A 23,701-nucleotide genomic window follows, 5' to 3' on the forward strand; every position below is an offset into this window, starting at 1 on the left:
CTCCTGCAGGGTCGTGTCGTGTGGGGCCCTTCGCGGGCGTCCGAGCATTCGGGCTCGGGAGGCGGGTGCCGGCGGGTTCTCGTCGGTTCTCCGACGGGTCCTCGGCCTGGCGTCCGGGTCCTCGGCGCGGTGCGGTCTGCCCGCCTGCCGCGTCGATGAATTAAAGATATATCGTTGACGTATCGATAGTCAACCCCCGATCTCGATCAGGTTGCGGGACCCGCCCCCCACCCGGTTCGCCCGCCACGAGACACCGTCCAGGTCGTACAGTGACGGGAAGGCCCAGGCGGCGCTCGCACCGCCCGGGACCGGCAGTCAGCAGCACCCGTGCAACGACGCACGACCCCGCACCGTCGCACGTCCCACGCCCACCGAGACCCGACAGAGGCGCAGATGACGACCAGCACACCGGGACCCACGCGGGTCCCCCGGCACTACCTCATGTGCCGCCCCACGTACTTCACGGTCAGCTACGAGATCAACCCGTGGATGGACCGCGCCCGACCCGTCGACACCGCGCTCGCCGTCTCCCAGTGGGAGCGCCTGCGCGACGTGTACCTCGACCTCGGGCACCGCGTCGAGCAGATCGCCCCCGAGCCCGGCCTGCCGGACATGGTCTACGCGGCCAACGGCGCGACCGTGGTCGACGGCCTGGCCTACTCCGCGCTCTTCCGCCACCCCGAGCGCGCCCCCGAGGGCCCCGCCTACCTCAAGTGGTTCGCCGACCGCGGCTACGTGACCCACTCGGCCGACCACGTCAACGAGGGCGAGGGCGACCTGCTCGTCGCGGGCGACGTCGTGCTGGCCGGCACGGGGTTCCGCACCGAGCGCAGCGCGCACCAGGAGGCCGCGAACCTCTGGGGCCGCGAGGTGGTCACGCTCGAGCTCGTCGACCCGCGCTTCTACCACCTCGACACCGCGCTCGTGGTGCTGCGCGGCAGCGAGGGCGCGCCGCGCCTGGCGCCCGGCGGCGCACCGCCGCCGTTCCTCGCCCCCCTGCCCGACGGCGCCGCTCCCCCACCCGAGGCCCCGCACCTCGCGCCCGCCCCCACCGCCCAGGTGCCGCTCGACCTGGCCTACTACCCGCCCGCCTTCTCGCCCGCCTCCCAGGAGGTCCTGGCCGAGAGGTTCCCCGACGCGCACCACGCGACCGAGGACGACGCCCTGGTGCTCGGGCTCAACGCCGTGAGCGACGGGCGGCACGTGGTCCACACCCCGGCCGCGACCCACTTCGCGGGTGCCCTCGCCGAGCGGGGCTACGAGACGATCGCGGTCGACACGTCCGAGCTGCTGCGCGGCGGCGGCGGCGCCAAGTGCTGCACGCTGGAGATCCGGTCATGAGCGCGCAGAGCCAGGCCGTCCCGGCCGCCGCGACCACGACGGGCAGCGCCGCGCCCGCCGCACCGGACCGCGCGACGGGAGCGACGCCGTCGGGCGGTGCGCACCCGGGCTCGCTCGCGCACAACTACCACCCGCTGCCCGTGACCGTCGCGACCGGTGAGGGCGCCTGGGTCACCGACGTCGACGGTCGACGCCACCTCGACCTGCTCGCCGGGTACTCGGCCCTGAACTTCGGGCACCGCCACCCCGCGCTGATCGACGCCGCGACCGAGCAGCTCGGGCGCGTGACCCTGACCTCGCGCGCGTTCGACCACGACCTGCTGCACCCCTTCGCGGACCGCCTGACGCAGCTCGTCGGCCCCCTCGTGCAGGGCGGAGGGCCGGGCGCGGTCCCGATGATGGTCCCCATGAACACGGGCGCCGAGGCGGTCGAGACCGCGATCAAGATCGCCCGCAAGTGGGGCTACGAGGTCAAGGGCGTGCCGGCCGGGCGGGCGAGCATCGTCGTCGGGCACGGGAACTTCCACGGCCGCACCACGACCATCGTGTCGTTCTCCGACGACCCCGACGCGCGCGACGGGTACGACCCGTTCACCCCCGGCTTCCGCCTCGTGCCCTACGGCGACGCGCAGGCCGTCGCGGACGCGATCGACGAGACCACGGTCGCCGTCCTCATGGAGCCCGTCCAGGGAGAGTCGGGCGTCGTCGTCCCCCCGGACGACTACTGGCCCGCGCTGCGCCGCGTGTGCGACGAACGCGGGGTCCTGCTGGTCGCGGACGAGATCCAGTCCGGCCTGGGCCGCACCGGGACCACGCTCGCGTGCGAGCTGTGGGACGTGAAGCCGGACCTCGTGACGCTCGGCAAGGCCCTGGGCGGGGGTGTCGTGCCCGTCTCCGCGGTCGTCGGGAGCAGCGACGTCCTGGGGGTCCTGACGCCCGGGACGCACGGGTCGACGTTCGGCGGCAACCCGCTCGCGTGCGCCGTCGGGCTCGCGGTCGTCGGGCTCCTCGAGACGGGCGAGCACCAGGCGCGCGCCCGCGACCTGGGGACGCACCTGCACGCCCGGCTCGCACGCCTGGTCGACGAGGGGCTGCTGACGGGCGTACGAGGCGTGGGGCTGTGGGCCGGGATCGACCTCGACCCCGCCCGCGGGACGGGCCGCGACCTGTGCGAGGCGCTGCTCGTGCGCGGCGTCCTGGCCAAGGACACCCACGGCTCGACCATCCGGCTCGCTCCCCCGCTGGTGATCGACCGTCCAGACCTCGACCTCGGGATGGCCGCTCTGCGTGACGCACTGACGCAGCTCGCCGCAGATCGGTAGAGTCCGGAGGGTGACCACTCCTGCCTCCGACACCTCCACCCGCCTCGCCGAGTGGCAGCAGGCCTACGCCGACCTGCAGTCCCTCGGCCTGAAGCTCGACCTGACCCGCGGCAAGCCGTCCGCCGAGCAGCTCGACCTCTCCGACGCCCTCCTGGCACTGCCGGGCGCAGGAACGGTCACCGACGAGAACGGCACCGACGTGCGCAACTACGGCGGGCTCGACGGCCTGCCGCAGCTCCGTCGCATCTTCGCCGAGCTGCTCGACGTCCCCGTGGACCAGCTCCTCGCAAGCGGCAACTCGAGCCTCACGCTCATGCACGACACGCTCGCGTTCGCGATGCTGTTCGGCGTGCCCGGCTCGCCGCGTCCCTGGTCGCGCGAGGAGAAGGTGCGGTTCGTGTGCCCCGTCCCGGGGTACGACCGTCATTTCGCGCTGTGCGAGGCGTTCGGCATCGAGATGGTGACCGTCCCCATGACGGCCGACGGGCCCGACGCGGAGGCCGTCGCCGCCCTCGTCGCGGACGACCCGACCATCAAGGGCATGTGGGTCGTGCCGACCTACGCCAACCCGGACGGGTCCGTGGTCTCGCACGAGGTCGCCCAGCGCCTCGTCTCGATGCCCACCGCGGCCCCCGACTTCCGCATCATGTGGGACAACGCGTACGCGGTGCACCACCTCACGGACGTCGAGACCGAGTCCGCGCCCGCGCTCGCCCTGGCCGCGGAGGCCGGCAACCCGGACCGGGTGCTGCTCTACGCGTCGACCTCCAAGATCACGTTCGCCGGGGCGGGCGTCTCCTTCCTGGGCGCCTCCCCCACCAACGTCGCCTGGTACAAGAAGCACCTCGCGGCGCAGGCGATCGGCCCGGACAAGGTCAACCAGCTCCGCCACGCCCAGTTCTTCGGCGACGCCGACGGGGTGCGCGCCCACATGCGCAAGCACCGCGACATCATCGCGCCCAAGTTCGAGGCCGTGGACACGATCCTGCGCGAGCGCCTGGGCGCGGAGCCCGGCGTCTCCTGGACCTCGCCGCGTGGCGGGTACTTCGTGTCGCTCGACGTCGTGCCCGGCACCGCGTCGCGCGTCGTCCAGCTCGCCAAGGAGGCCGGGATCGCCCTGACGCCCGCGGGCGCCACGTTCCCGTACGGCAAGGACCCTCGTGACGCCAACATCCGCCTGGCCCCGACGCTGCCCCCTCTCGACGAGGTCCGCGTCGCGATCGACGGCGTCGCGACGTGCGTGCTCCTCGCGGCCGCCGAGAAGGCGGCTGCCTGACGCCCTCCTGCACATCGCCGTACCCGACGGGCGGCCGCGGACCCCTGGTCTGCGGCCGCCCGTCGTCGCATGATGGAGGTCTCGGTCGCTGCGGCGCCCGCCCCCGTCGGCTCGGTCGCCTGGTGGACAGGGTCACCCGGTCGCGACAGGACGTGGCAGGACGGGCCGACGCGACCAAGGACCCGGCCGCCCGGGGCACCGATGAGTTCTCGCTCCTCCCGCGGTCGGAACTGGACAGACCCGTGCACCACCCCTGAAGGGAGCACGCATGACCAGCCCACCAGATCTCGCGATCGAGGCCCACGGCCTCGTGAAGCACTTCAAGGAGACCCGCGCCGTCGACGGGATCGACCTGGTCGTCCCGACCGGCACGGTCTACGGGGTCCTCGGCCCCAACGGCGCGGGCAAGACGACGGCCGTCCGCATGCTCACGACCCTCCTGCGCCCCGACGCCGGCACGGCCCACGTCCTGGGGCACGACGTCCTGGCCCAGCCCGACGCGGTCCGCTCGCTCGTGGGCCTCACAGGCCAGTACGCGTCGGTCGACGAGGACCTCACGGGCGCCGAGAACCTGATCGTGATCGCCCGCCTGTACGGCTTCACGACCTTCGCCGCCAAGCGCCGCGCCCTCGACCTCATGGAGGCGTTCGGGATCGCCGAGGCCGCGAACCGTCCCGTCAAGACGTACTCGGGCGGCATGCGCCGCCGCATCGACCTCGCGGCGAGCCTCGTCATGAGCCCTCGCGTCCTGTTCCTCGACGAGCCGACCACAGGGCTCGACCCCCGCAGCCGCAACCAGGTGTGGGACATCATCCGGGTCCTCGTGGCCGACGGCGCGACGGTCCTGCTCACCACCCAGTACCTCGAGGAGGCCGACCAGCTCGCGGACCGCATCGCCGTGATCGACCACGGCAAGGTCATCGCCGAGGGCACCGCGACCGAGCTCAAGCGCTCGGTCGGTGCGGGGTCGGTGAGCCTGCGGCTCGCGGCCTCCGGAGACCGCACCCGGGCCGCGGAGATCGTCGAGCGCACGCTCGGGGCGGAGGTCGTGCTCGCGGCGGACCCGTACGCGTTCTCCGCGCGCGTACCCGACGACGGCGCGGACCTCGCGGCGCAGGTCCTGCCGGCCCTCGCGGACGCCGGGATCACGGTGCCCGAGTTCACGCTGGGGCAGCCGAGCCTCGACGAGGTCTTCCTCGCCCTCACGGGCCAGCCGGCCGACGAGGGCGACGAGGACGGCGAGAGCCGCCCGGCCGGCGGCGACGGCGACGGGGGCGACCGGTCCACGCGCCGGGGACGGCGCGCTGCCCGCGGCAGCGCCCCCGGGGCGCGCGGCGAACCCAGCAGCACGATCGACGGGGAGGTGGCCTGATGGCCGCGACACAGACCGAGGTCATCACGACCCCGGAGGCGCAGGCCCTCCGGGCGGCGATCTCGATGGACCAGCACCCGACGCGACCCTCTCCGCTCGCGAACACCCTGACGTTCGCGTGGCGGGCGCTGCTCAAGATCAAGCACGTGCCGGAGCAGCTCTTCGACGTGACCCTGACGCCGATCATCTTCACGCTCATGTTCACGTACCTGTTCGGCGGGGCGATCGCCGGGGACCCGGAGACGTATCTCCAGTACCTGCTGCCCGGCATCCTGGTGCAGACGGTCCTGATCATCACGGTCTACACGGGGTTCACGCTCAACACGGACATCACCAAGGGGGTGTTCGACCGGTTCCGGTCGCTGCCGATCTGGCGGCCGGCCCCCATCGTGGGCGCGCTCCTGGGTGACACCGTCCGCTACACGATCGCCTCGGTCATCACGGTGGGCCTGGGGCTCGCGATCGGGTTCAGGCCCGAGGGCGGGGTCGTCGGGGTGCTCCTGGCGGTCGTCCTGCTGCTGGTCTTCGCGTTCGCGATCAGCTGGATCTTCACGATCCTGGGCCTCGTGATGCGCACGCCCAACGCGGTCATGGGGGTCTCGATGCTGATCCTCATGCCGCTGACGTTCGCGTCGAACATCTTCGTTGACCCGGACACCATGCCCGCGGTGCTCAAGGCGTGGGTCGAGGTCAACCCCGTGAGCCACCTCGCGACCGCGGTCCGGGCGCTCATGGCCGGCACGGCGACGTTCGACCAGATCGGCTGGGTCCTGCTCGCCTCCGTGGTCCTGACCGCGATCTTCGCGCCGATCACCATGCACCTGTACCGGACGCGCAACTGAGCGCTCCTCGCCGGTGCCTCAGGACGGGCGCGACCCCGCGGTCGCGCTCGTCCTGACGCTGCTGTGGACGGCTCTCAGCTCGCCGACGCCCCGTCACCGGCGGCCGGGACCTTCTCGTCCTCGCAGCGCTTGGTCACGACCATGACCGGGCAGGCCGAGTGGTGCAGCACGGCCTGGCTCGTCGAACCGAGCAGCAGCCCGGTGAAGCCGCCCCGCCCGCGCGAGCCCACGACGATGAGGTCCGAGGCCGTCGAGAACTCGGTGAGGAGCTCCGCGCCGGTCCCGTCCAGGACGATGCGCTTGATGGAGACGTCGGGGTTCTCGGCCTCGTGCCGGTCCACGATGACGTTGAGCCCCTCGGTGATGTCGTCCAGGACCTGCTGGTGGTCGATCGAGGCGGGCAGCCAGGCGAGCAGCCCCGCACCGGCCCCCACGGGGACCCCGGCGACGGCCACGAGCTCGGCCTTCCACGCCCGCGCCTGCTTGATCGCGTGCCGCAGGGCGATGTCCGCCGAGGGCGACCCGTCGACGCCGACGACGATGCGCTTGAGCGGGGCGACGGTCGGCAGGTCGCCTGCCTCGTCCGTCCCCGACTTCAACGGCACGACGACGGTGGGGCACCGGGAGTGCGCGGGGAGCGCCGAGGACACGGTCCCGAGGAGCCGTTCGGTGAACCCACCGCGCCCCCTCGTGCCGACCACGACCAGGCCGTAGTCCTTCGAGAGCTCGACGAGGACGCCGGCCGCGTCGCCGGTCGCGATCGCCGCGGTGGTCCTGACGCCTGCGGCCTCTGCGCGCTGGGTGGCCTCTGCCAGGACGGCCTTGGCACCCTCCTGGATGGCGGTGTCGTCGAGAGCGGCGTAGCCGCCGTCGAGCGAGGCCGCGGTGAAGGAGGGGAGCGAGTACGAGCACACGACGTGCAGGGGCCAACCGACCTGGCGGGCGTACGCAGCAGCCCAGTCCAGCGCGTGCAGGCTGGGGGCCGATCCGTCGACGCCGACGAGCACGATCTCCGCACGGGTCATGGTTCCGTCTCCTTCCGAGGGCAAACGTCCATCCTGAGACAAACCTATCGAAAGAACAGGCAAAGTCCACCGTGGTGCCGGGGTTCGATCGACCGCGCGTCGCGACCGTCCCGGAGGCCTGGGGCCGCCGCCCCGCCCCTGCCGCTCACCACCCCGACCCCGCCCGGGCAGGGCGGGGTCCCACCGGGCACGACAGAGCCCCGCCACCCCGCACGAGGCGGGAGGACGGGGCTCTGGTGGACTGCGGAGATCACTCCCGCGCGGCCTCGGAGGACCGCTGGTGGTCTCAGGCGACGCGGATGAACGTCGGGTTCGACTGCCAGATCTGACGGACCTGGATGGTCTTGCCGGGACGCGGCGCGTCGATCTGCATGCCGTCACCGGCGTAGATCGAGATGTGGCCGGGGGTCCAGATGAGGTCACCGGGCTGAGCGTCGGCACGCGACACCTTGGTGCCCACGTTGCCCTGGCCGCTCGACGTGCGAGGCAGGCTGATGCCGGCCTGCGCGAACACGTACTGGGTGAAGCCCGAGCAGTCGAAGCCGTCGGGCGAGGTGCCGCCGTAGACGTACGGGACGCCCACGTAGCGGGTGGCGATCGAGACGATCGAGGAGCCGGCGGCGGAGGCCGGGACCTCGACCGCAGCCTTCTTCTCGGTCGTGGCCGTGCTGGCCGCAGCGGTGGCCGTGCGCTCGCTGGAGCGCGACGGGGTCGTGGTGGCGCGGGTCTCGACGACGCGCTCGACCACGGGCTCCGGTGCCGGGGTCACGGCGACGGCCGCGCTCTCGATCGCGAAGCCGGCCTCGGCGGCGACCGTGACGGCCGGAGCGGACTCGAGCGCCGCGCGAGCCTGCGTCGTGAGGGCGTTCAGGTCGACGGTGTTGAGCTTGGTCGAGTCCTGCTCGACGGGGGCTGCGGTGGCAGCGGTGCCGCCCAGCATCGAGACGATGAGTCCCGACGAGGCAGCGACGACAGCGGTGCGGCGGCCGACGGAGGAAGCCGTCGCCGCCGAAGCAAGGGTGGAAAGCGGGCGTCGTGCTGCACGATGGCGTGCGCCGTTCGTCACTGCGTTCACTGGATACCTCTCCTGGACGCCTGCGAGGTCAGCTGTCGGGTTCGGGTGGGAGAATCACCCGGCCGTCAGGACCGAGGTCCTTCAGGCTTCACCCCAAGGGCACCGTTGCCGGTACCCGAATTTGGGTCCCCCGTCCCTGTCAGCGGGTCGTGGTGTTCCTCTCGCGGTGACAGGGTTAGGCGTTCCGCGCGAGGGCTCCGACGAATGAGTCTTCCGTGAAGCAGAACCGAACGTACACGACCCGGGGGTGAATGTCACGTTCCCGTCACGACGTTCCGGAAGGGCCGGGCAGAGCGGGACGAAGCACCACAAGACCGCCGCCCGGGAGCCCCTGCGGGGCCGCCACGCGGCTGCCCCCCGACCGACCCCGGACAGCACGCCGCCCCGCGCCCCCGGGAGGGTGCAGGGCGGTGGGAGCCGTCGTGCGCTGCGCTCAGGGCGCGGTGACGAAGATGTGGCGAGCGACGTCGTCGGGCAGGTCGAGGACCGTCTCCGCGCCCGTCGCGGACACCGTGAACGCCCCGGCCTCCGGCGTGACCACGACCTCCTGGCGAGGCAGGATCCCCGCAGCCGCGAGACGCACGAGGAGGTCCGTGTCCGTCTGGAGCGGCTCCGCGATGCGCTGGACGACGACGCGCAGCTCACCAGGAGCGCGCCCCGCACGGTCCTGGGCGGCCACGAACGCCGGCAGGGACACCACGCCGTCGAGGTACTCGATCTCCTGGATGTCCTCACCCAGCTCCGAGAGCCCGGGGATGGGGTTGCCGTAGGGGTCGTAGTGCGGGTGGTCGAGCAGGCCGATGAGGCGCTTCTCGACGAGCTCGCTCATGACGTGCTCCCAGCGGCAGGCCTCGACGTGCACGAACTCCCAGTCGAGCTTGATGACGTCCGTCAGCAGGCGCTCCGCGAGGCGGTGCTTGCGCATGACGCGCTGCGCCTTCGCGTGGCCGTCGGGGGTGAGCTCGAGGTGACGGTCCCCCGTCACGACGACCAGACCGTCACGCTCCATGCGCGCCACGGTCTGGGAGACGGTGGGACCCGAATGGCCGAGACGCTCCGCGATGCGCGCGCGCAGAGGGACGATCCCCTCTTCGTCGAGCTCGTAGATGGTCTTCAGATACATCTCGGTGGTGTCGATCAGGTCGGTCACGTCGCGCTCCTGTCGCTTGGGGGCTCGGGGGCACCTGCCGCACCGGCGGGCCGCTGACCACTAGTTTAGGTCCGAGCCACCGACATTGTGGACGCCTGCCGGTGCGTGCGCCACGCCGGACTATCGTGGCCCTGTGCCTGAGCCCACCCAGATCACCGTCCCCCCGCACCTCCTGCCCAGCGACGGCCGCTTCGGCTGCGGCCCCTCCAAGGTCCGCGAGGCCCAGGTCCGCGCACTGACCGAGGCGGGCACGTCCCTCCTGGGGACCTCCCACCGCCAGGCCCCGGTCAAGTCCCTGGTGCGCCGCATCCGCTCAGGGCTCGCCGACCTGTTCCACGCCCCCGAGGGCTACGAGGTCGTCCTGGGCAACGGCGGCGCGTCGGCGTTCTGGGACGTCGCGACGCTGTGCCTGGTGCGCGAGCGCGCCCAGCACGCGGCGTTCGGCGAGTTCGGCGCCAAGTTCGCGACCGCGACCACGCGGGCGCCCTTCCTCGAGCCGTCGCAGGTCGTCACCGCTCCCCCGGGGTCGGTCGCGGTGCCGCGGCTCGCGGACGGCGTCGACGTCTACGCGTGGCCCCACAACGAGACCTCGACGGGCGCCATGGCCCCGGTCCGCCGGGTCCCGGGCTCGCGCGAGCAGGGGGCGCTGACGCTCGTCGACGCGACGTCGGGCGCGGGCGCCCTGCCGGTCGACCTCGCGGAGACGGACGTCTACTACTTCGCGCCGCAGAAGGTCTTCGGGTCCGACGGCGGGCTGTGGGTCGCGATCCTGTCCCCCGACGCCGTCGCGCGCGTCGAGGAGATCGAGTCCGGCGACCGCTGGGTCCCCGAGTTCCTCTCGCTCCAGGCGGCCCTGACGAACTCGCGCCAGGACCAGACCCTCAACACGCCCGCGGTCACGACGCTCGTGACGTTCGCCGAGCAGGTCGACTGGCTCAACGAGCAGGGCGGCCTCGCCTGGTCGAGCGCCCGCTCGGCGACGTCCGCCGAGACCCTGTACTCCTGGGCCGGGGCGCGCGAGTGGGCCACGCCGTTCGTGACGCGCCCCGAGGACCGGTCCACCGTCGTCGGGACGATCGACCTGGACGAGTCGATCGACGCGACCCAGGTCATCGCGGCCCTGCGCGCCAACGGGATCCTCGACGTCTTCCCCTACCGCAAGCTGGGGCGCAACCAGCTGCGCATCGGGATGTTCCCCGCGATCGAGCCCACGGACGTCGAGCTGCTCACGCGCAGCATCGACTTCGTGGTCGACGCCCTGGCCTGAGTCACCGCGACGCAGACGTGGCCCCCCCCCGGGGGGCCCGGCCGGGCCCCGCCCGGGGTGCCCGGGGCGGGCCCACGTCCGTTTCACGCACCTGCTCGCCGCGACCGCCCGGACCGCCGAGCGGTGCCGCCCGGCTCACGGCCGAGCGGGGTCACGCCGCCTCGGCGACCTCCTGCGCGTCCTCGACGCCGAGCCGCTCACGCGTGTCGCTGCGGCCGGCGCGCCGCGCGGCGCCGCCCGCGGGGTAGGTGACCAGGAGGTGCGGGCGCTGGGTCACGCGGTAGGAGACCGTGAACTTCCAGTTCCGCATGGCCCAGATCGCGGCGCCCACGGAGACCAGCAGGGCCGTGATGGACCCGATCCCGATCGCCCAGCGCGGACCGTACGCCTCGGCGATCCAGCCGACGATGGGCGCACCCACGGGCGTCGCGCCCAGGAACACGATCATGTAGAGCGACATGACGCGCCCGCGCATGACGGGGTCGGTCGTCATCTGGATGGTCGTGTTGGCCGCGGTCATCATGGTCAGCGACATGAAACCGACCGGGATGCACGCGAGCGCGAACGTCGTGTAGCTGGGCATGAGCGCCATGACGCCGGTCGCGACCGCGAACCCGAACGCCGACCCGATCACGAGCCGCACGCGCGGCCGCTCGCGGCGCGCCGCCATGAGCGCACCGGTCAGGGAGCCGATCGCGAGGATCGACCCGAGCATGCCGTACTCGCCCGCGCCCATCCCGAACTCGACGCGCGCCATCATGGCGGACGTGAGCTGGAAGTTGAGCCCGAACGTCGACACGACGCTCAGCACGACCATGATGACGATGATGTCGGAGCGGCCGCGCACGTAGCGGATGCCCTCGCGGATCTGCCCCTTCTCGCGCGAGGCGCTCGGCAGCCGGTGCATCTCCCGGGTCCGCATGCGGGACAGCGCGAAGATCGTCGCCCCGAAGCTGATGCCGTTGATGATGAAGACCCAGCCGGTGCCCACGGCGGCGATGAGCAGGCCCGCGACGCCGGGGCCGATGAGCCTCGCGGCGTTGAACGACGCGCTGTTGAGGCCCACGGCGTTGGAGAGCTTGTCGCTGGGCACCATCTCGGCGACGAACGTCTGGCGCACGGGTCCGTCGAGCGCGGACACGCAGCCGAGCGCGAGCGCGAACCCGTACACGTGCCACAGCTCGACGTGCCCCGAGAGCACCAGGGCGCCGAGCCCGAGCGCGAGCAGCCCCGAGGCCCCCTGGGTCGCCATGAGCATCTTGCGGCGCGGGAGGCGGTCCGCGAGGACGCCCGCCCACGCGGACAGCGCGAGGACCGGCGCGAACTGCAGGGCCGTGATGACGCCGACGGCGACGCCGGAGTTCGCGGTCAGGACGGTCAGGACGAGCCAGTCCTGCGCGATGCGCTGCATCCAGGTCCCGACGTTCGCGACGAGCGCGGAGCCGAACCACAGGCGGTAGTTGTAGTACTTGAGCGAGGAGAACGTCGCGCTCATCGGGCGGCGATCCGGGTCAACAGGTCACTGGCGCGGGCCAAGGTCTCTCTTTCCTCCGGGGTCAGGGCGGTCAGCTGCTGGGTGAGCCACGCGTCGCGGCGGCGTCGGGTCTCCTTGACCTCCAGCACGCCGGCATCGGTCAGCGCGACGACGACCTGGCGCCCGTCCGTGGGGTGCTCGACCTTGTGGACCAGGCCGAGCTCGACGAGCGCGTTGACGGTGCGCGTCATGGAGGGCGGCCGGATGCGCTCGTGCGTGGCCAGCGCACCGGGGGTCATGCCGCCGTGCTTGTGGAGCACGGTCAGGACCCCGAACTGGCCCTCGGGGAGGTCGGCGCCGCCGCGCTGCGAGCGCAGTGCGCGCGAGACCCGGGTCAGGGCGACACGCAGGTCACCGCCGAGAGTCGCGGGCCGACACTGCGCCTTCGTGGGGGACGAGGACGTGGTCGGTTCCGCAGCAGGCATTTCCTTACCTTAACTCATTACCTTAGGTAAGGAAAGGGTCCGGGGTGGGTAAGAACGCTCCCGGGGACACCCGACTCGCCCCGAACGTCCGCTATGGTGTGCGCCGTGCATCAGGAACTCACCCTCGCCGAGACGCTCAACCTCCTCGGGCTCATGGGCCGCAATCTGCCGTCCTTCATCACCTCCGTCACGGGGCGCGACGACGCGCTCGACCTCGTCGCGGAACCGCGCCAGGTCAAGCGCCTGCCCGCGCCCCTCAAGCTCGCGACGCGCCTCGCGCCCACCGTCCGTGCCACGCTGCGCGTGGTCGACGTGACCGACGGCGTCGCGACGTTCTCCGTGGACGCGCACGCGGGCGGCTTGCCGGCGCACAAGCTCCTCGGCCTCGCCGCGAACCGGATCGAGACCGTCGTGGCCGCCAAGGGGCTGCCGGCCGGCTCGGTGCGCGTCCTGCCCGACGCCCGCATCGCCCTCGACGTCCAGCGCCTCCTCCAGGCCCGCCTCCCCGGGGCCAGCGTCGCGGACGTGGCGTTCCGGGACGGGCTCGTCGTCCTCGACGGCACCGCCGCCTGACCGACCTCCCCTGGGGCCTCTCGGCCCGTCCCGCCGCTCAGCGACGCCCGGCGACGCTCAGCGGCGGGACCAAGCCGCCGCTGAGCGGGTGGGTTACCGCCGCCGATGAGCGGCGGGACAAGCTGCCCTCAGTGTCGGGGTGACGCCGTCGCTCGGTCGAGCAGGTCGAGGAAGGTCCGGTAGTACTCCTCGACATAGTGGACGGGCGAGCGACCCCACCGGTGGTCGGGGTCACCGACCACGAGATGCGCCGGCACCCGGACGAACTGGTGCGGCGCCAGGTCCCTCCGCAACCGCCCGTACATGTACTCCAGCAGGTGGTTCGCGTCGGCTGACGCCTGGTGGTCGAAACGCGTGCCGTCGGCACACCGTTCGGCCCACCGCGCCTGGTGCACGACGATGCGACCCGCCAGACCAGCCGCCCGCGCCTCGGCCATGAAACGACGACGACCGGCCTCCCAGGCCATCAGGAAGTCGATCGATCCCGGAAGGACCCGGTGGAGATCGGGCGAGATGCCGTCCGCACGCAGCAGCTCCGCCGACGGCGTCCCGACACCGGAGCGGTCGTCCACCAGGACCCCGTAGCGCTCGTCGACGAGATCGACGACGATCACGTCCGCCCGCACGTCGGGGAGGTCGCGCCAGAAGTGCTTGCCCAGGTCACGGTCGACCATCCGTCGCTGGAAGGGCGACGTGATCGTCGAGGTGTCGACCCCCTCGAGGCCGTGGTCGGCGAACGCGCTCGCGAGCGAGCTGCGGGCGTAGTAGTCCACCAGCCGGAACCGCGCCTCCCCGCGGAGCGCGAACGCGTCGCGCGTGACGCAGCTCCCGTGGATCAGGACGGAACGGACGGCGCCGGTTGTCTCGTCGCTCGAGGCGCTCACTTCACCGTCGCGGGGAGCACCGTGAGCACTCCCTTGTTCTCCTCGACGAACTGCGCGGCGGTGTCGCTCGCGAACGAGGCCATGAGGGGATCGAGCAGCTCACGGTTGAGCACCACGATCGACTGGCCGTCGGCCGAGCGCCCAGTGCCGTTGTGCGGGGCCGTGAGGAACGTGACGTCGTTGGTCGACAGGCCACGTGCGCTCATGTAGAGGTTCTGGATCCGGTCCATCGTGAACTGCTCGTCGACCGCGACCGACTGGCTGAAGGCCGTGAAGAACGACGTCATGAGGGGTACGTCGTTGCGGTTGTTGTTGACCTTGGCGAGGATCGAGCGCATCCAGTTCTGCTGGCGCTGAGCACGACCGAAGTCCCCGTTGGGCAGGCCGTGCCGCTGACGCGTGTAGGCGAGCGCCTGCTCACCGGTCATGATGTGCACGCCGGCCTCGAACTGGACCTTCTTGCCGTCGCTGATGTCCTCGGGGATGCGGATCTGCACGCCGCCCAGGGCATCGGTCAGGGACGTGAAGGACGTGAAGTCGGTGAGTGCGAAGTGGTCGATCCGCACGCCCGTGAGCTGCTCGACGGTCTCGATCATGAGCGCCGGGCCGCCGTAGGAGAAGGCCGCGTTGATCTTGGCCTCTCCGTGACCCGGGATCGGCACCCAGCTGTCACGGGGGAACGAGACCACCTGAGCGGACTTCCGGTCCGCCGGCAGGTGGACGAGCATGATCGCGTCGGTGCGCTGCGCCCCCGCCTTCCACTGCGACGGGTCCCCCGCCGAGATGCGGCTGTCCGACCCGAGCACCAGGATGTTGACGGCCTCGTTGGGCAGAGCAGGGTCGCTCGGCGCGGCCTCCGGCCGGTTCTGGATACCCTCGAACGGGTCGGCGAGCTTCTCGATGTTGCTGTCGAGGCTGTTCCGGAACGCGACGACGGCCGCGACGCCTCCCAGGCAGAGCACCGCGACGAGCGCGCCCAGGACGATCAACGCGGTCCTGGCGCCGTGCCTGCGCTTGCGGACATGACGACGCCCAGCCCCGACGTCGCCGGAACCTGGGGTCGACTCGGTCCCGACCGGGAGCAGCTCGTTGTCTGGCACGGGAGAGATCCTAGGGGACCTCACGCCGCCCCGGCCCCGAATCTGGCGCCCTCGCGCGGATGTTCACCCCACCTACCCAACTCTTGGCGTGCCAACGACCCTCTCGCGCGGCGATAGACTGTGGAGGTTTCGCGTCGAACACGTGGGACACACGTGCAATCTTTCGGGCCGAACCGGCCCAAACCACGAGCGGTGTCGATGTCGACCTGCCGGGATCACTGAGAGAAACCAGGGGACATGGCCGGTCGCGCACCGAGGGGGGCGCTCCACGCGCGGCAGAAGCCGTCGTCGGGGCATCGCGTCCTCCTCGTGACCCATCACTACGCACCCGAGACGGGGGCCCCGCAGCGCCGGTGGGGGGCGCTCGTCGCCCGGTTCATCCCGGCTGGCGTCGATGTGAGCGTCCTCACGCCACCCCCGCACTACCCCTCGGGAACCCTCGCCCCCGGCTCTGAGGCGCACCTGCCCGGGACGGTCTCGCGCGGCGCGCACGGTGAGCGCATCATCCGCGTGCGCTACCGGGAGCACACGACGTCGCTCGTCTCCCGCACCCTGGACCATCTCGTGGCGGCCCTGAGCTCGATCCACCTGGGGTGGCGGCGTCTACGCCGACGGACCGTCCGCCCCACGGTCGTGATCGGGACCGTGCCCGGGATCCCGAGCATGTTCGCGGCCTGGGCGCTCGCGCGGATCTTCCGCGCGGCCCTGGTCGTCGAGATGAGAGACGCCTGGCCGGACCTCATCCGTCCCAGCGGGATCATGACCGGCTCGCTCGCCCAGCGTCGCCCTGGGCGGGCGTTCGCGACGACGCTCGCGCACCGGGTCATCACGCGGCTGCAGTCCCGCGCCGACCTGGTGGTGACCACCACGGAGACGTTCGCCGACGTCGTCCGCTCCCGAGGCGCCCGCAACGTGGCCGTCGTGCGCAACGGCACGGCGTTCCCCGTGGTCAGCCGCCCCGCCGTGGCTCCGGGCACGGATCTCGCACCCCGTCCGTTCCGCGTCGTCTACGCCGGGACGCTCGGCAGGTCCCAGGGGCTCGAGGTCGTGGTGCGCGCGGCTGCCGTGGTCGAGTCCCGTGGGCTGCCGATCGAGGTCAGGATCGTCGGCGCCGGCAACGACGCGACGCAGCTCGCCGCACTCGCCCGGTCGTTGGGCGCGCCCGTGACGATCGGCCCGCCCATCCCGCACGCCGAGATCGAGGCCCTCTACGGCTGGGCCGACACCCTGGTGGTCTCCCTGCGCAACTGGGAGCCGTTCCAGTGGACCGTGCCGTCCAAGCTGTACGAGGTCATGGCCTCTGGTCACCACGTCACGGCGTGCGTCGCGGGAGAGTCTGCCGAGCTGGTCCTGTCGCTCGAGGCGGGCGACGTGGTGCCCCCGGGGGACGTCGAGGCGCTCGCGAACCTCTGGGCGGGCTACGCCACGTCCGGGATCGCACCCGTCGCGAGCCACGCGGCCAGCGCGTGGGTCGCTGCCCACGCGAACGACGACGTCCTCGCCGAGACCTACCTCGCGCTGCTCGACGGCCTCGCCCGATGAGCCGCCGGTCCCCCGCGCGCGAGCTCGCGCGCAACGTCCGCTTCGCCGCGTCCTTCGCGACGCACGCAGTCCTCGACGACCCGGTATGGCTCGTGATCCAGGCCGTGCGGCGCTCGCCCGCCCGGGTCCGCGCCGTCGTGATCCGTGCGCTGGGGCTCGCACCGTCCCCCTCGGCCTCGCGCGCTCTCTCGCGCTACCTCGCGGGCGACTCGTCCGGTGCCGCCGACGAGTCGTCACGGCTGCTCCAGACGTCGGGCGGGCGCTCGCGCATCGGCGCCGAGGTCGCCGTCGCCGTCGGACGACCCGACCTCCTGGACGGCGTCCTCTCCCCCGGGCCCGCGGGCCTGCGGGCGCTGTGGCAGCGAGGGGACGTCGCGGCCCTGCGTGCTGCGCACGCGTCGGGTCGCGCCGAGAAGCGGGTCCTGGCGAGCCTGCTGGGTCAGGTCGAGGCGCTCGCGCCACGCGCGGAGGTCCGGCTGCGGGAGGTTGCCGCGCCCTCCCCCGGTCCGACGGCGCCGCTCGCCGTGCTGCACCACCTCACCAACTCGTTGCCGCACACCCAGAGCGGGTACACCCTGCGCAGCCACGCGGTCCTCACCGCGCAGCGCGACGGGGGGCTGCGCGTCGAGGCCACCACACGCGCGGGCTATCCCGTGACGATCGGCTCGTTGGGTGCGCGGGGCGTCGACGTGGTCGACGGGATCCCCTACCGACGGCTCATCCCGACCGGCCTGCCGAACGATCCGGCGCGCCGTTTCTCGGACGCAACGGACCTGCTGGTCCGGGCTGCGGAGAGGTTCGAGCCCGACGTCCTGCACACCACGACGCCCGGGACCAACGGAGAGGTCACGCGTGCCGCCGCGGAGCGGTTGGGGATCCCGTGGGTCTACGAGGTGCGCGGGCTGCCCGAGGAGACGTGGGTCGCGTCGCACGGCACGCCCGAGGCCCGGGAGGTCGCGGAGCGGTCTGAACGACGCGCTCTGCTGCGCGCCAAGGAGACCGAGCTCGCGGTAGCCGCCGATGCGGTGGTGACCCTGAGCGCGACCATGCGCGACGAGCTGGTCTCCCGAGGTGTCCCGGCCGAGCGGATCTCGGTGGTGCCGAACGCCGTGCGCTCGTCGCTCCTGGCCGAGCATCCGGCGCCCGCCGCTGCGCGTGCGTCGCTGGGGCTGCCCGAGGCGTCGTTCGTGGTGGGCACCGTGAGCAGCCTCGTCGGGTACGAGGGGCACGACACGATCCTGCACGCGGTCGCGCTGCTCCGGCAGCGCGGTCTGGACGTGACTGCGCTCGTCGTGGGCGACGGTGTGGCCCGGCCAGGCCTGCTGCGCCTGGCCGACGAACTGGGTCTGGGGCCGCACGCGGTCTTCCCTGGGCGTGTGCCGCACGCGCAGGCCGCGCTGTACATGGCGGCGCTCGACGCCTTCCTCGTGCCGCGCCGCGACGACCGCGTCACCCGCCTGGTCACGCCCCTCAAGCCGGTCGAGGCCATGGCGATCGGGCGTCCTGTGATCGCGAGCGACCTGCCGGCCCTGGCCGAGGTGCTCGACGCACCGCACGGGGGGCTGCTCGTCGCCCCCGATGACCTGCCCGGGTGGGCGGATGCGATCGAGTCGCTGCAGCACGACCCGGCCCTCGCCGGCGAGCTCGTTGCCCGAGGTCGAGTACTTGCGAGCGAACGCACGTGGGCGAAAAACGCGGATGCGTACCGGGGTATCTACCGAGGTTGCCTAGGATTCACCGCATGACCGCATCATCGAAGGCTCCCACGACGGGGCAGACGGAGGGGAAGGCCAGCCCGGTCGACCTCTACTCGATGCTCTTCGAGGGGCCCGAGACCAAGGTCGAGGTCATCTCGGCGGGGCGCCTGACGCGGGTCGGAGCCCGGCCGCCGTTGGGCGAGTACATCGCCCAGCTCTGGGACCGGCGCTACTTCCTGTGGGCCGACGCGCGGGCCAAGGTCACGAGCGGGACGCGCGAGACGCTGCTCGGCACGGCGTGGCTCGTGCTCAAGCCGATCCTGGACGGGCTGACGTACTTCCTGATCTTCGGACTGCTGCTGCAGTCCGGCCGTGGCATCCCCAACTTCTTGGGCTACCTCATCATCGGCACGTTCCTCTTCTCGTTCACGACGCGCTGCGTGACGGGGGGCGCGAGATCGATCACCGCGGGACGAAACCTCATTCGGGCATTCGCCTTCCCTCGTGCCGCGCTCCCGATCTCCGTGGTGCTCCGCGAGATGCTCAACATGATCCCGGTCCTGGGCGCGATGATCGCGCTGCTCCTGGTCCTCCCTCCATCCGAGATGCTCACGTGGCGGGTACTGCTCGTCCCTGCTGTCCTAGCGCTTCAGGTGATCTTCTGTACCGGTCTCGCGCTGCTGCTTGCGCGCGCTGCGGCCAAGGTCCCCGACCTCAACCAGCTCATCTCGTTCGCCATGCGCCTCTGGCTCTACGGTTCCGCCGTGTTCTTCTCCTACGAGAAGTTCATCGACCACCCGACGATCCTCTCGCTCATGGAAGCCAACCCGATGTTCATGGTGCTGAGCATGGTGCGTGACTGCCTCCTCTACGGCGAGACTCCCGCGGGATCCATGTGGCTGTCACTGAGCGCTTGGGCATTCGGCGCCCTCCTCGTTGGGTTCGTCGTCTTCTGGCAGGGGGAAGAGTCGTATGGTCGCCTCTGACCCGTTCGCCTCGGCGACCGTGGCGGTCCAGGACGTCCACGTCCGCTACCGCGTCCCGTCGACCGACGCGTCCGAACGGCGCCGGGCAAACCTCCTGGCTCGCGCCGCCAAGACGCTCCTGGGCCAGCAGCCCATGGTCTTGGTGCGCGCCCTCGCCGGCATCTCGTTCGTCGCTCGATCCGGTGAGCAGATCGGCATCGTCGGTCAGAACGGCTCGGGCAAGAGCACACTCTTGCGCATCATCGCCGGACTCGAGAAGCCGGCCCGCGGTCAGGTGCTCGCGGAGAGCACGCCGGTCCTGATCGGTGTCAACGCAGCCCTCGTCCCTGACCTGTCGGGCGAACAGAACGTCCGCCTCGGTTGCCTCGCCATGGGTCTCACCCCCGAGGAGACCGCCCTGGCTGTTCCGGACGTCATCAAGCTCGCCGGCCTCGGGAAGTCGATCTACCTCCCCATGAAGACCTACTCGTCGGGCATGGGCTCTCGCCTTCGCTTTGCGATCGCCACTGCAGCGAACCCGGACATCCTCTTGATCGACGAGGCACTTGCGACGGGTGACGCCGCGTTCAAGGAACGCAGCGAGGTGAGGATGGAAAAGCTCCGCGAGAACGCGGGCACGGTCTTCCTCGTGAGCCACGCCGCCCAGACCATCGAGGAGACCTGCACCCGCGCGATCTGGCTCAACCATGGGCGCCTCATCCTGGATGGGCCCGCCGAGGACGTCGCTTTGCGCTACCGCAAGTGGGCCTGGGCGATCGCCAAGGAGAAGCCCGAGGAAGCCAAGACCATCATCGAGGACGCGCTCAGCGAGCGTGAGGACACGTTCGTCAAGATCGAAGAACCACCGGGAAAGCTCTACACCCCCCGCCACGTACGAGGGCAGCGGCCGAACATCCGCGCCGACAAGACAGAGAGTAGGTAGCGATGCGCCCCCGCATCATGACCGTGTACGGCACCCGTCCTGAGGCCATCAAGGTGGCTCCCGTGATCAAGGCGCTCGAGGCGAGCGACGAGTTCGACAGCGTCACGGTGGTGACCGGCCAGCACCGCGAGATGCTCGACCAGGTGAACGAGCTGTTCGGGATCGTGCCGGACCATGACCTCAACATCATGAGCCACGGACAGACGCTCGCACAGATCTTCGCGCGGGTGATCGAAGGCCTCGACCCGATCCTCGAGAAGGAGGAGCCCGCGGCCGTGATCGTCCAGGGCGACACGTCGACGTCGACTGCCGCCGCACTCGCCGCGTTCTACCGGCAGATCCCCGTGATCCACGTCGAGGCCGGTCTTCGCTCGGGCAACATCCACTCCCCCTTCCCTGAAGAAGCGAACCGCAAGATCACGACACAGATCGCCGCGTTGCACCTCGCACCGACGCAGACCAGCCGGACGAACCTGGTTGCCGAAGGTGTGGACGACTCGACGATCGTGGTCACCGGCAACACCGTGATCGATGCCTTGCTCATGACCGTCGACAAGGAGGTCGCCTTCAGCGACTACCGCCTCGAAGAGCTCGCGGCATCAGGCCGGCGCATTCTCCTGGTGACGACGCACCGCCGCGAGAACTGGGGCGGTGCGATGGAGGGGGTCGGGCGTGCACTCGCCCGCATCTCGCGCGAGTTCCCCGACATCGAGATCGTCCTCCCGGCGCACAGGAACCCGATCGTGCGCGACGCTGTCCTACCACAGCTCGTCGGCGTCGAGAACGTGACCGTCACCGAACCGTTGGCGTACGGGGAGTTCGCACGGATGATGTCTCTCAGCACCGTCATTCTCACCGACTCGGGCGGAGTCCAGGAAGAGGCGCCGAGCCTCGGAAAGCCCGTCCTCGTCATGCGCGAGAACACGGAGCGGCCTGAAGCCGTCGAGGCGGGCGCCGTCCAGCTCATCGGGACGGACGAGGATCGGATCGTGAACGGGGTCTCGCGGCTGCTGACGGATGCGAGCGCCTATGCGGCCATGTCCAACGCCATCAACCCCTACGGTGACGGCCGAGCCGCCCAGGCGACCCTGTTCGCGCTTCTCGCCAAGACCTCCAGCGCGTCAACAAATCAGGAGATCAGCACGTGCTAGAACTGCTCGACTCGATCGGATGCGACGGCGGAGACGTCGTGTCAACCTGGCCCACCGCACACCTCGACGAGCGCTCAGCGCCCACCCTCAGGTCGAGTGGCGCTCTCGACGAGTCCGGCGACTCGACTCACATGGGCGTATTGTTCGAGGGCGGTTCCCAGGTACACGACCTCCAAGCGCACTTCTCCCTCGCGGGCTCCACCCCGCGGGGCCTCGTGATCCGGTATCGGACATCCGGCTGGCAGACGCTCCAGTACCTGGCGGTGGGCTGGCAGCAGGGAGGTCAGTATTTCCATGTCAAGGTACGTCACGCTAGACAGAACACATGGAACACCGCGCACCTCTTCGTGGACGACCTCATCATGCGGGCGCAGGGCTCATCCCCGCCGGCGGTGCCGAAGATCGACAACATCCGCTTCTTCATCAAGGGCACGCCTACCCACGACGGCGCCCGCCTGGACGTGGCCAGGATGGCGCTCCTGGACAAGCGGTCGGCCACGTCGTCGACCATCGAGTTCTCGGCACGTCTGCACAATGCTGTGGAAGTCATCTCTTCGTCGCTCGTGAGGAATGACAAGGCCGCAACGAATCGTGAGGACCTCGAGGCGTTCGTCACCGCGGGGCAGATCCCTCTTCTCCCTGGGATCCGCGCTGCCTGGGCCCCGTCGGCGATCAGTCCTGTCGCCACAGACGACAACCCGACGCTCCGCTTCTCCTGGAACGCGCTCCACCCGCTGGCATTGCTCGCGATCGAAGCGGACCGCGTCTCCAACGAGACAGCACTTCGATCCGTCGCAGAGATCGCGATCCAGTGGATCACCCTGAACATGCACGCCTTGTCGCCAGATCCGAGATACGCCTGGTATGACCACGGGGCCGCCGAACGACTGAACTCTCTCCTCATCGTCCTCAGGCTGACCGAGCCGCTGATCGGCGGCTATGCGCGCGCGTTGATCTGCGACGCCGTTCTGCAGCATGCCCGACTGTTGGCGAACGAGGCGTTCTACGCTGCGAACCAAGTCTCCCGCCACCACAATCACGCATGGTTCCAGGATATCGCGCTCCTTGTGGCGGCCCAGGCGTTCAGATCGCGCGAAGCCGATGCGTGGCGCAAGCTGGCGATTGAGAGGCTCGACGACCAGTTCAGCAAGCTGATCTGCTACGACGGCCCGTTCGCCGTATTCACCGAGAATTCGATCGGGTATCACAACGGAGTGACCACCCTCATCCGGATCGCCGCCACGCTCGCGGATGGCGCCTCCTCAGGTCGGTTCACGGACATCGCGGACCGCATGGACTCGTTCTCGCACCTCTTCTCATATCCGGACGGAACCTCTCCCGCACAAGGCGACACGTATCGAGCCCGTCAGACATCCCGTCAGAAACTGGCGGTCCGAAACGAGTCCTTTGTGCTTCCCCGCGCTGGCTACGCCGTCGCGCATGGCAGCGACGCGGGCGCACCCTACTCGCTCATGCTCATGAACTCGGGCCTGAACAGCACGCACAAGCACGAGGACAACGCATCCTTCACGCTGTGGTTCGCCGGGGTCGAGTGGCTGACCGACCCGAGCTTCTACTCTCACGCCTACGCGGAGCCCGTCCCGGCCTACCTCCGAAGCCGCTGGGCCCACAACGCCGTCGTCGTCGATTCCTCGCCGTACAGCATCGACCCGGAGCACATGCAGTGCGTCACCTCCGGTCGCGCTGAAGGTCAGGGCTATCGCTTCGCCGCGGAACACACCGCCTACGCGCAGACCACTGTGCATCGTGTCATCGAGGGACGCACCGACGGCCTGGCCTTGTCGATCGTCGACCGTGTCTCGAGCGCTGATCCTGGTTCGGCGTACTCCGTCATCCACCTCGGGCCCGACGTGCGCTGCGTAGCGGCGACGTCTACGGACGACTCCGTCGTCTACCGGCTCGAGCATGCGCTCGCGACGCGGCACCTGACGTTGCGTCTTCCTCGGCACGCGCCGAGGACGGTCGTCGGAGAAGGGGACTCCCCTAGGACGACGAGCATGGTCGGCTATGGCTTCCGAGAGCACGTCGCCACCACCTCGATCCTGGTTCCGATCCAGGCAGGCCACGATCTTCGATGGTCGATCGGTGCCGTCTAGTTGTGCGGGCCAGGATCACCATTGACGTCGTGAGAGACCTCCGTATCGAGTAGGAGCTGGCTAAGAGCCCTGCTCGGACCAACGGAGGTCTCTCATGCCT

General features: G+C 70.8%; 20 protein-coding genes and 1 riboswitch. Of the genes, 13 read left to right on the forward strand and 7 right to left on the reverse strand.

The features are described 5' to 3' along the window. Positions 1–393: 393 nt before the first annotated feature. The 5 genes from NHG27_RS09760 (at position 394) to NHG27_RS09780 (ending at position 6,153) form a co-directional block, all read left to right on the forward strand. Positions 394–1,341: a dimethylarginine dimethylaminohydrolase family protein gene (locus tag NHG27_RS09760; RefSeq protein WP_497016169.1), complete on the forward strand. Its 948-nt coding sequence runs from the start codon at positions 394–396 to the stop codon at positions 1,339–1,341. Then, the gene (rocD, locus tag NHG27_RS09765) at positions 1,338–2,663 is read left to right on the forward strand and encodes an ornithine--oxo-acid transaminase (protein WP_497016170.1); all 1,326 of its coding nucleotides are present in this window, start codon (positions 1,338–1,340) and stop codon (positions 2,661–2,663) included. The genes NHG27_RS09760 and rocD overlap by 4 nt, the downstream gene beginning before the upstream one ends. A 10-nt stretch (positions 2,664–2,673) precedes the next feature. Next, positions 2,674–3,939, forward strand: coding sequence for an aspartate aminotransferase type Ic (locus NHG27_RS09770; RefSeq protein WP_497016171.1), 1,266 nt, complete (start codon positions 2,674–2,676; stop codon positions 3,937–3,939). A gap of 268 nt (positions 3,940–4,207) precedes the next feature. Next, a complete protein-coding gene (locus tag NHG27_RS09775) occupies positions 4,208–5,311 on the forward strand; it encodes an ATP-binding cassette domain-containing protein (protein ID WP_497016172.1) in 1,104 nt (367 codons plus the stop codon). After that, positions 5,311–6,153, forward strand: a complete 843-nt coding sequence (locus tag NHG27_RS09780; RefSeq protein ID WP_193720728.1) for an ABC transporter permease — start codon at positions 5,311–5,313, stop codon at positions 6,151–6,153. The genes NHG27_RS09775 and NHG27_RS09780 overlap by 1 nt, the downstream gene beginning before the upstream one ends. A gap of 74 nt (positions 6,154–6,227) precedes the next feature. Here NHG27_RS09780 and NHG27_RS09785 read toward each other — a convergent pair whose 3' ends face one another. From NHG27_RS09785 to NHG27_RS09795, 3 genes are all read right to left on the reverse strand, one after another. Next, positions 6,228–7,178, reverse strand: a complete 951-nt coding sequence (locus NHG27_RS09785; RefSeq protein ID WP_193720729.1) for a universal stress protein — start codon at positions 7,176–7,178, stop codon at positions 6,228–6,230. A 286-nt stretch (positions 7,179–7,464) separates the two neighbouring features. After that, on the reverse strand, positions 7,465–8,253 hold the full coding sequence (locus NHG27_RS09790; RefSeq protein WP_193720730.1) for a C40 family peptidase: 789 nt from the start codon (positions 8,251–8,253) through the stop codon (positions 7,465–7,467). A 2-nt stretch (positions 8,254–8,255) separates the two neighbouring features. Continuing rightward, positions 8,256–8,418: riboswitch (cyclic di-AMP (ydaO/yuaA leader) on the reverse strand. A 268-nt stretch (positions 8,419–8,686) separates the two neighbouring features. Then, positions 8,687–9,403 (reverse strand): iron-dependent transcriptional repressor DtxR, encoded by a 717-nt coding sequence (locus tag NHG27_RS09795; RefSeq protein ID WP_497016173.1) that lies wholly within the window; start codon positions 9,401–9,403, stop codon positions 8,687–8,689. A gap of 133 nt (positions 9,404–9,536) precedes the next feature. Here NHG27_RS09795 and serC point away from each other — a divergent pair, with 133 nt between their 5' ends. Next, complete coding sequence (serC, locus tag NHG27_RS09800) at positions 9,537–10,670, forward strand: phosphoserine transaminase (RefSeq protein WP_497016174.1); 1,134 nt, start codon at positions 9,537–9,539, stop codon at positions 10,668–10,670. Positions 10,671–10,821: 151 nt separating this feature from the next. Here serC and NHG27_RS09805 read toward each other — a convergent pair whose 3' ends face one another. Both NHG27_RS09805 and NHG27_RS09810 read right to left on the reverse strand, forming a co-directional pair. Continuing rightward, complete coding sequence (locus NHG27_RS09805; RefSeq protein ID WP_497016175.1) at positions 10,822–12,165, reverse strand: MFS transporter; 1,344 nt, start codon at positions 12,163–12,165, stop codon at positions 10,822–10,824. After that, on the reverse strand, positions 12,162–12,629 hold the full coding sequence (locus NHG27_RS09810) for a MarR family winged helix-turn-helix transcriptional regulator (protein ID WP_497016176.1): 468 nt from the start codon (positions 12,627–12,629) through the stop codon (positions 12,162–12,164). The genes NHG27_RS09805 and NHG27_RS09810 overlap by 4 nt, the downstream gene beginning before the upstream one ends. A 105-nt stretch (positions 12,630–12,734) precedes the next feature. Here NHG27_RS09810 and NHG27_RS09815 point away from each other — a divergent pair, with 105 nt between their 5' ends. After that, positions 12,735–13,202 carry a hypothetical protein gene (locus tag NHG27_RS09815; protein WP_497016177.1) on the forward strand — a complete coding sequence of 156 codons (468 nt, stop codon included), beginning with the start codon at positions 12,735–12,737 and terminating at the stop codon, positions 13,200–13,202. A 128-nt stretch (positions 13,203–13,330) separates the two neighbouring features. Here NHG27_RS09815 and NHG27_RS09820 read toward each other — a convergent pair whose 3' ends face one another. Next, entirely contained in the window at positions 13,331–14,086 is a 756-nt protein-coding gene (locus NHG27_RS09820) for a DUF6270 domain-containing protein (RefSeq protein WP_497016178.1), read from the reverse strand. After that, entirely contained in the window at positions 14,083–15,186 is a 1,104-nt protein-coding gene (locus NHG27_RS09825) for an LCP family protein (protein ID WP_497016179.1), read from the reverse strand. The genes NHG27_RS09820 and NHG27_RS09825 overlap by 4 nt, the downstream gene beginning before the upstream one ends. 309 nt (positions 15,187–15,495) lie before the next feature. Between NHG27_RS09825 and NHG27_RS09830 the strand changes: the two genes are divergently transcribed. From NHG27_RS09830 to NHG27_RS09855, 6 genes are read left to right on the forward strand one after another with little or no spacing between them, the layout of a single operon-like run. Continuing rightward, entirely contained in the window at positions 15,496–16,728 is a 1,233-nt protein-coding gene (locus NHG27_RS09830; RefSeq protein ID WP_497016180.1) for a glycosyltransferase family 4 protein, read from the forward strand. Beyond that, positions 16,725–18,473, forward strand: coding sequence for a glycosyltransferase family 4 protein (locus NHG27_RS09835; protein ID WP_056645439.1), 1,749 nt, complete (start codon positions 16,725–16,727; stop codon positions 18,471–18,473). The genes NHG27_RS09830 and NHG27_RS09835 overlap by 4 nt, the downstream gene beginning before the upstream one ends. Further along, the gene (locus NHG27_RS09840; RefSeq protein WP_082608420.1) at positions 18,470–19,411 is read left to right on the forward strand and encodes an ABC transporter permease; all 942 of its coding nucleotides are present in this window, start codon (positions 18,470–18,472) and stop codon (positions 19,409–19,411) included. Before NHG27_RS09835 ends, NHG27_RS09840 begins: the two co-directional genes overlap by 4 nt. After that, positions 19,398–20,333, forward strand: a complete 936-nt coding sequence (locus tag NHG27_RS09845) for an ABC transporter ATP-binding protein (RefSeq protein ID WP_082608419.1) — start codon at positions 19,398–19,400, stop codon at positions 20,331–20,333. Before NHG27_RS09840 ends, NHG27_RS09845 begins: the two co-directional genes overlap by 14 nt. Before the next feature lie 2 nt (positions 20,334–20,335). After that, on the forward strand, positions 20,336–21,484 hold the full coding sequence (gene wecB, locus NHG27_RS09850; RefSeq protein ID WP_056645435.1) for a non-hydrolyzing UDP-N-acetylglucosamine 2-epimerase: 1,149 nt from the start codon (positions 20,336–20,338) through the stop codon (positions 21,482–21,484). Further along, complete coding sequence (locus NHG27_RS09855) at positions 21,478–23,601, forward strand: heparinase II/III domain-containing protein (protein WP_056645431.1); 2,124 nt, start codon at positions 21,478–21,480, stop codon at positions 23,599–23,601. Before wecB ends, NHG27_RS09855 begins: the two co-directional genes overlap by 7 nt. Positions 23,602–23,701: the final 100 nt, after the last annotated feature.

Source organism: Oerskovia sp. 140933 (genome assembly GCF_059651515.1).

Coding starts and splice junctions, on each gene's coding strand:
- NHG27_RS09760 (WP_497016169.1), top strand. CDS start 394: ATGACGACCAGCACACCGGGACCCACGCGGGTCCCCCGGCACTACCTC.
- rocD (WP_497016170.1), top strand. CDS start 1,338: ATGAGCGCGCAGAGCCAGGCCGTCCCGGCCGCCGCGACCACGACGGGC.
- NHG27_RS09775 (WP_497016172.1), top strand. CDS start 4,208: ATGACCAGCCCACCAGATCTCGCGATCGAGGCCCACGGCCTCGTGAAG.
- NHG27_RS09780 (WP_193720728.1), top strand. CDS start 5,311: ATGGCCGCGACACAGACCGAGGTCATCACGACCCCGGAGGCGCAGGCC.
- NHG27_RS09785 (WP_193720729.1), bottom strand. CDS start 7,178: ATGACCCGTGCGGAGATCGTGCTCGTCGGCGTCGACGGATCGGCCCCC.
- NHG27_RS09805 (WP_497016175.1), bottom strand. CDS start 12,165: ATGAGCGCGACGTTCTCCTCGCTCAAGTACTACAACTACCGCCTGTGG.
- NHG27_RS09810 (WP_497016176.1), bottom strand. CDS start 12,629: ATGCCTGCTGCGGAACCGACCACGTCCTCGTCCCCCACGAAGGCGCAG.
- NHG27_RS09835 (WP_056645439.1), top strand. CDS start 16,725: ATGAGCCGCCGGTCCCCCGCGCGCGAGCTCGCGCGCAACGTCCGCTTC.
- NHG27_RS09840 (WP_082608420.1), top strand. CDS start 18,470: ATGACCGCATCATCGAAGGCTCCCACGACGGGGCAGACGGAGGGGAAG.
- NHG27_RS09845 (WP_082608419.1), top strand. CDS start 19,398: ATGGTCGCCTCTGACCCGTTCGCCTCGGCGACCGTGGCGGTCCAGGAC.
- wecB (WP_056645435.1), top strand. CDS start 20,336: ATGCGCCCCCGCATCATGACCGTGTACGGCACCCGTCCTGAGGCCATC.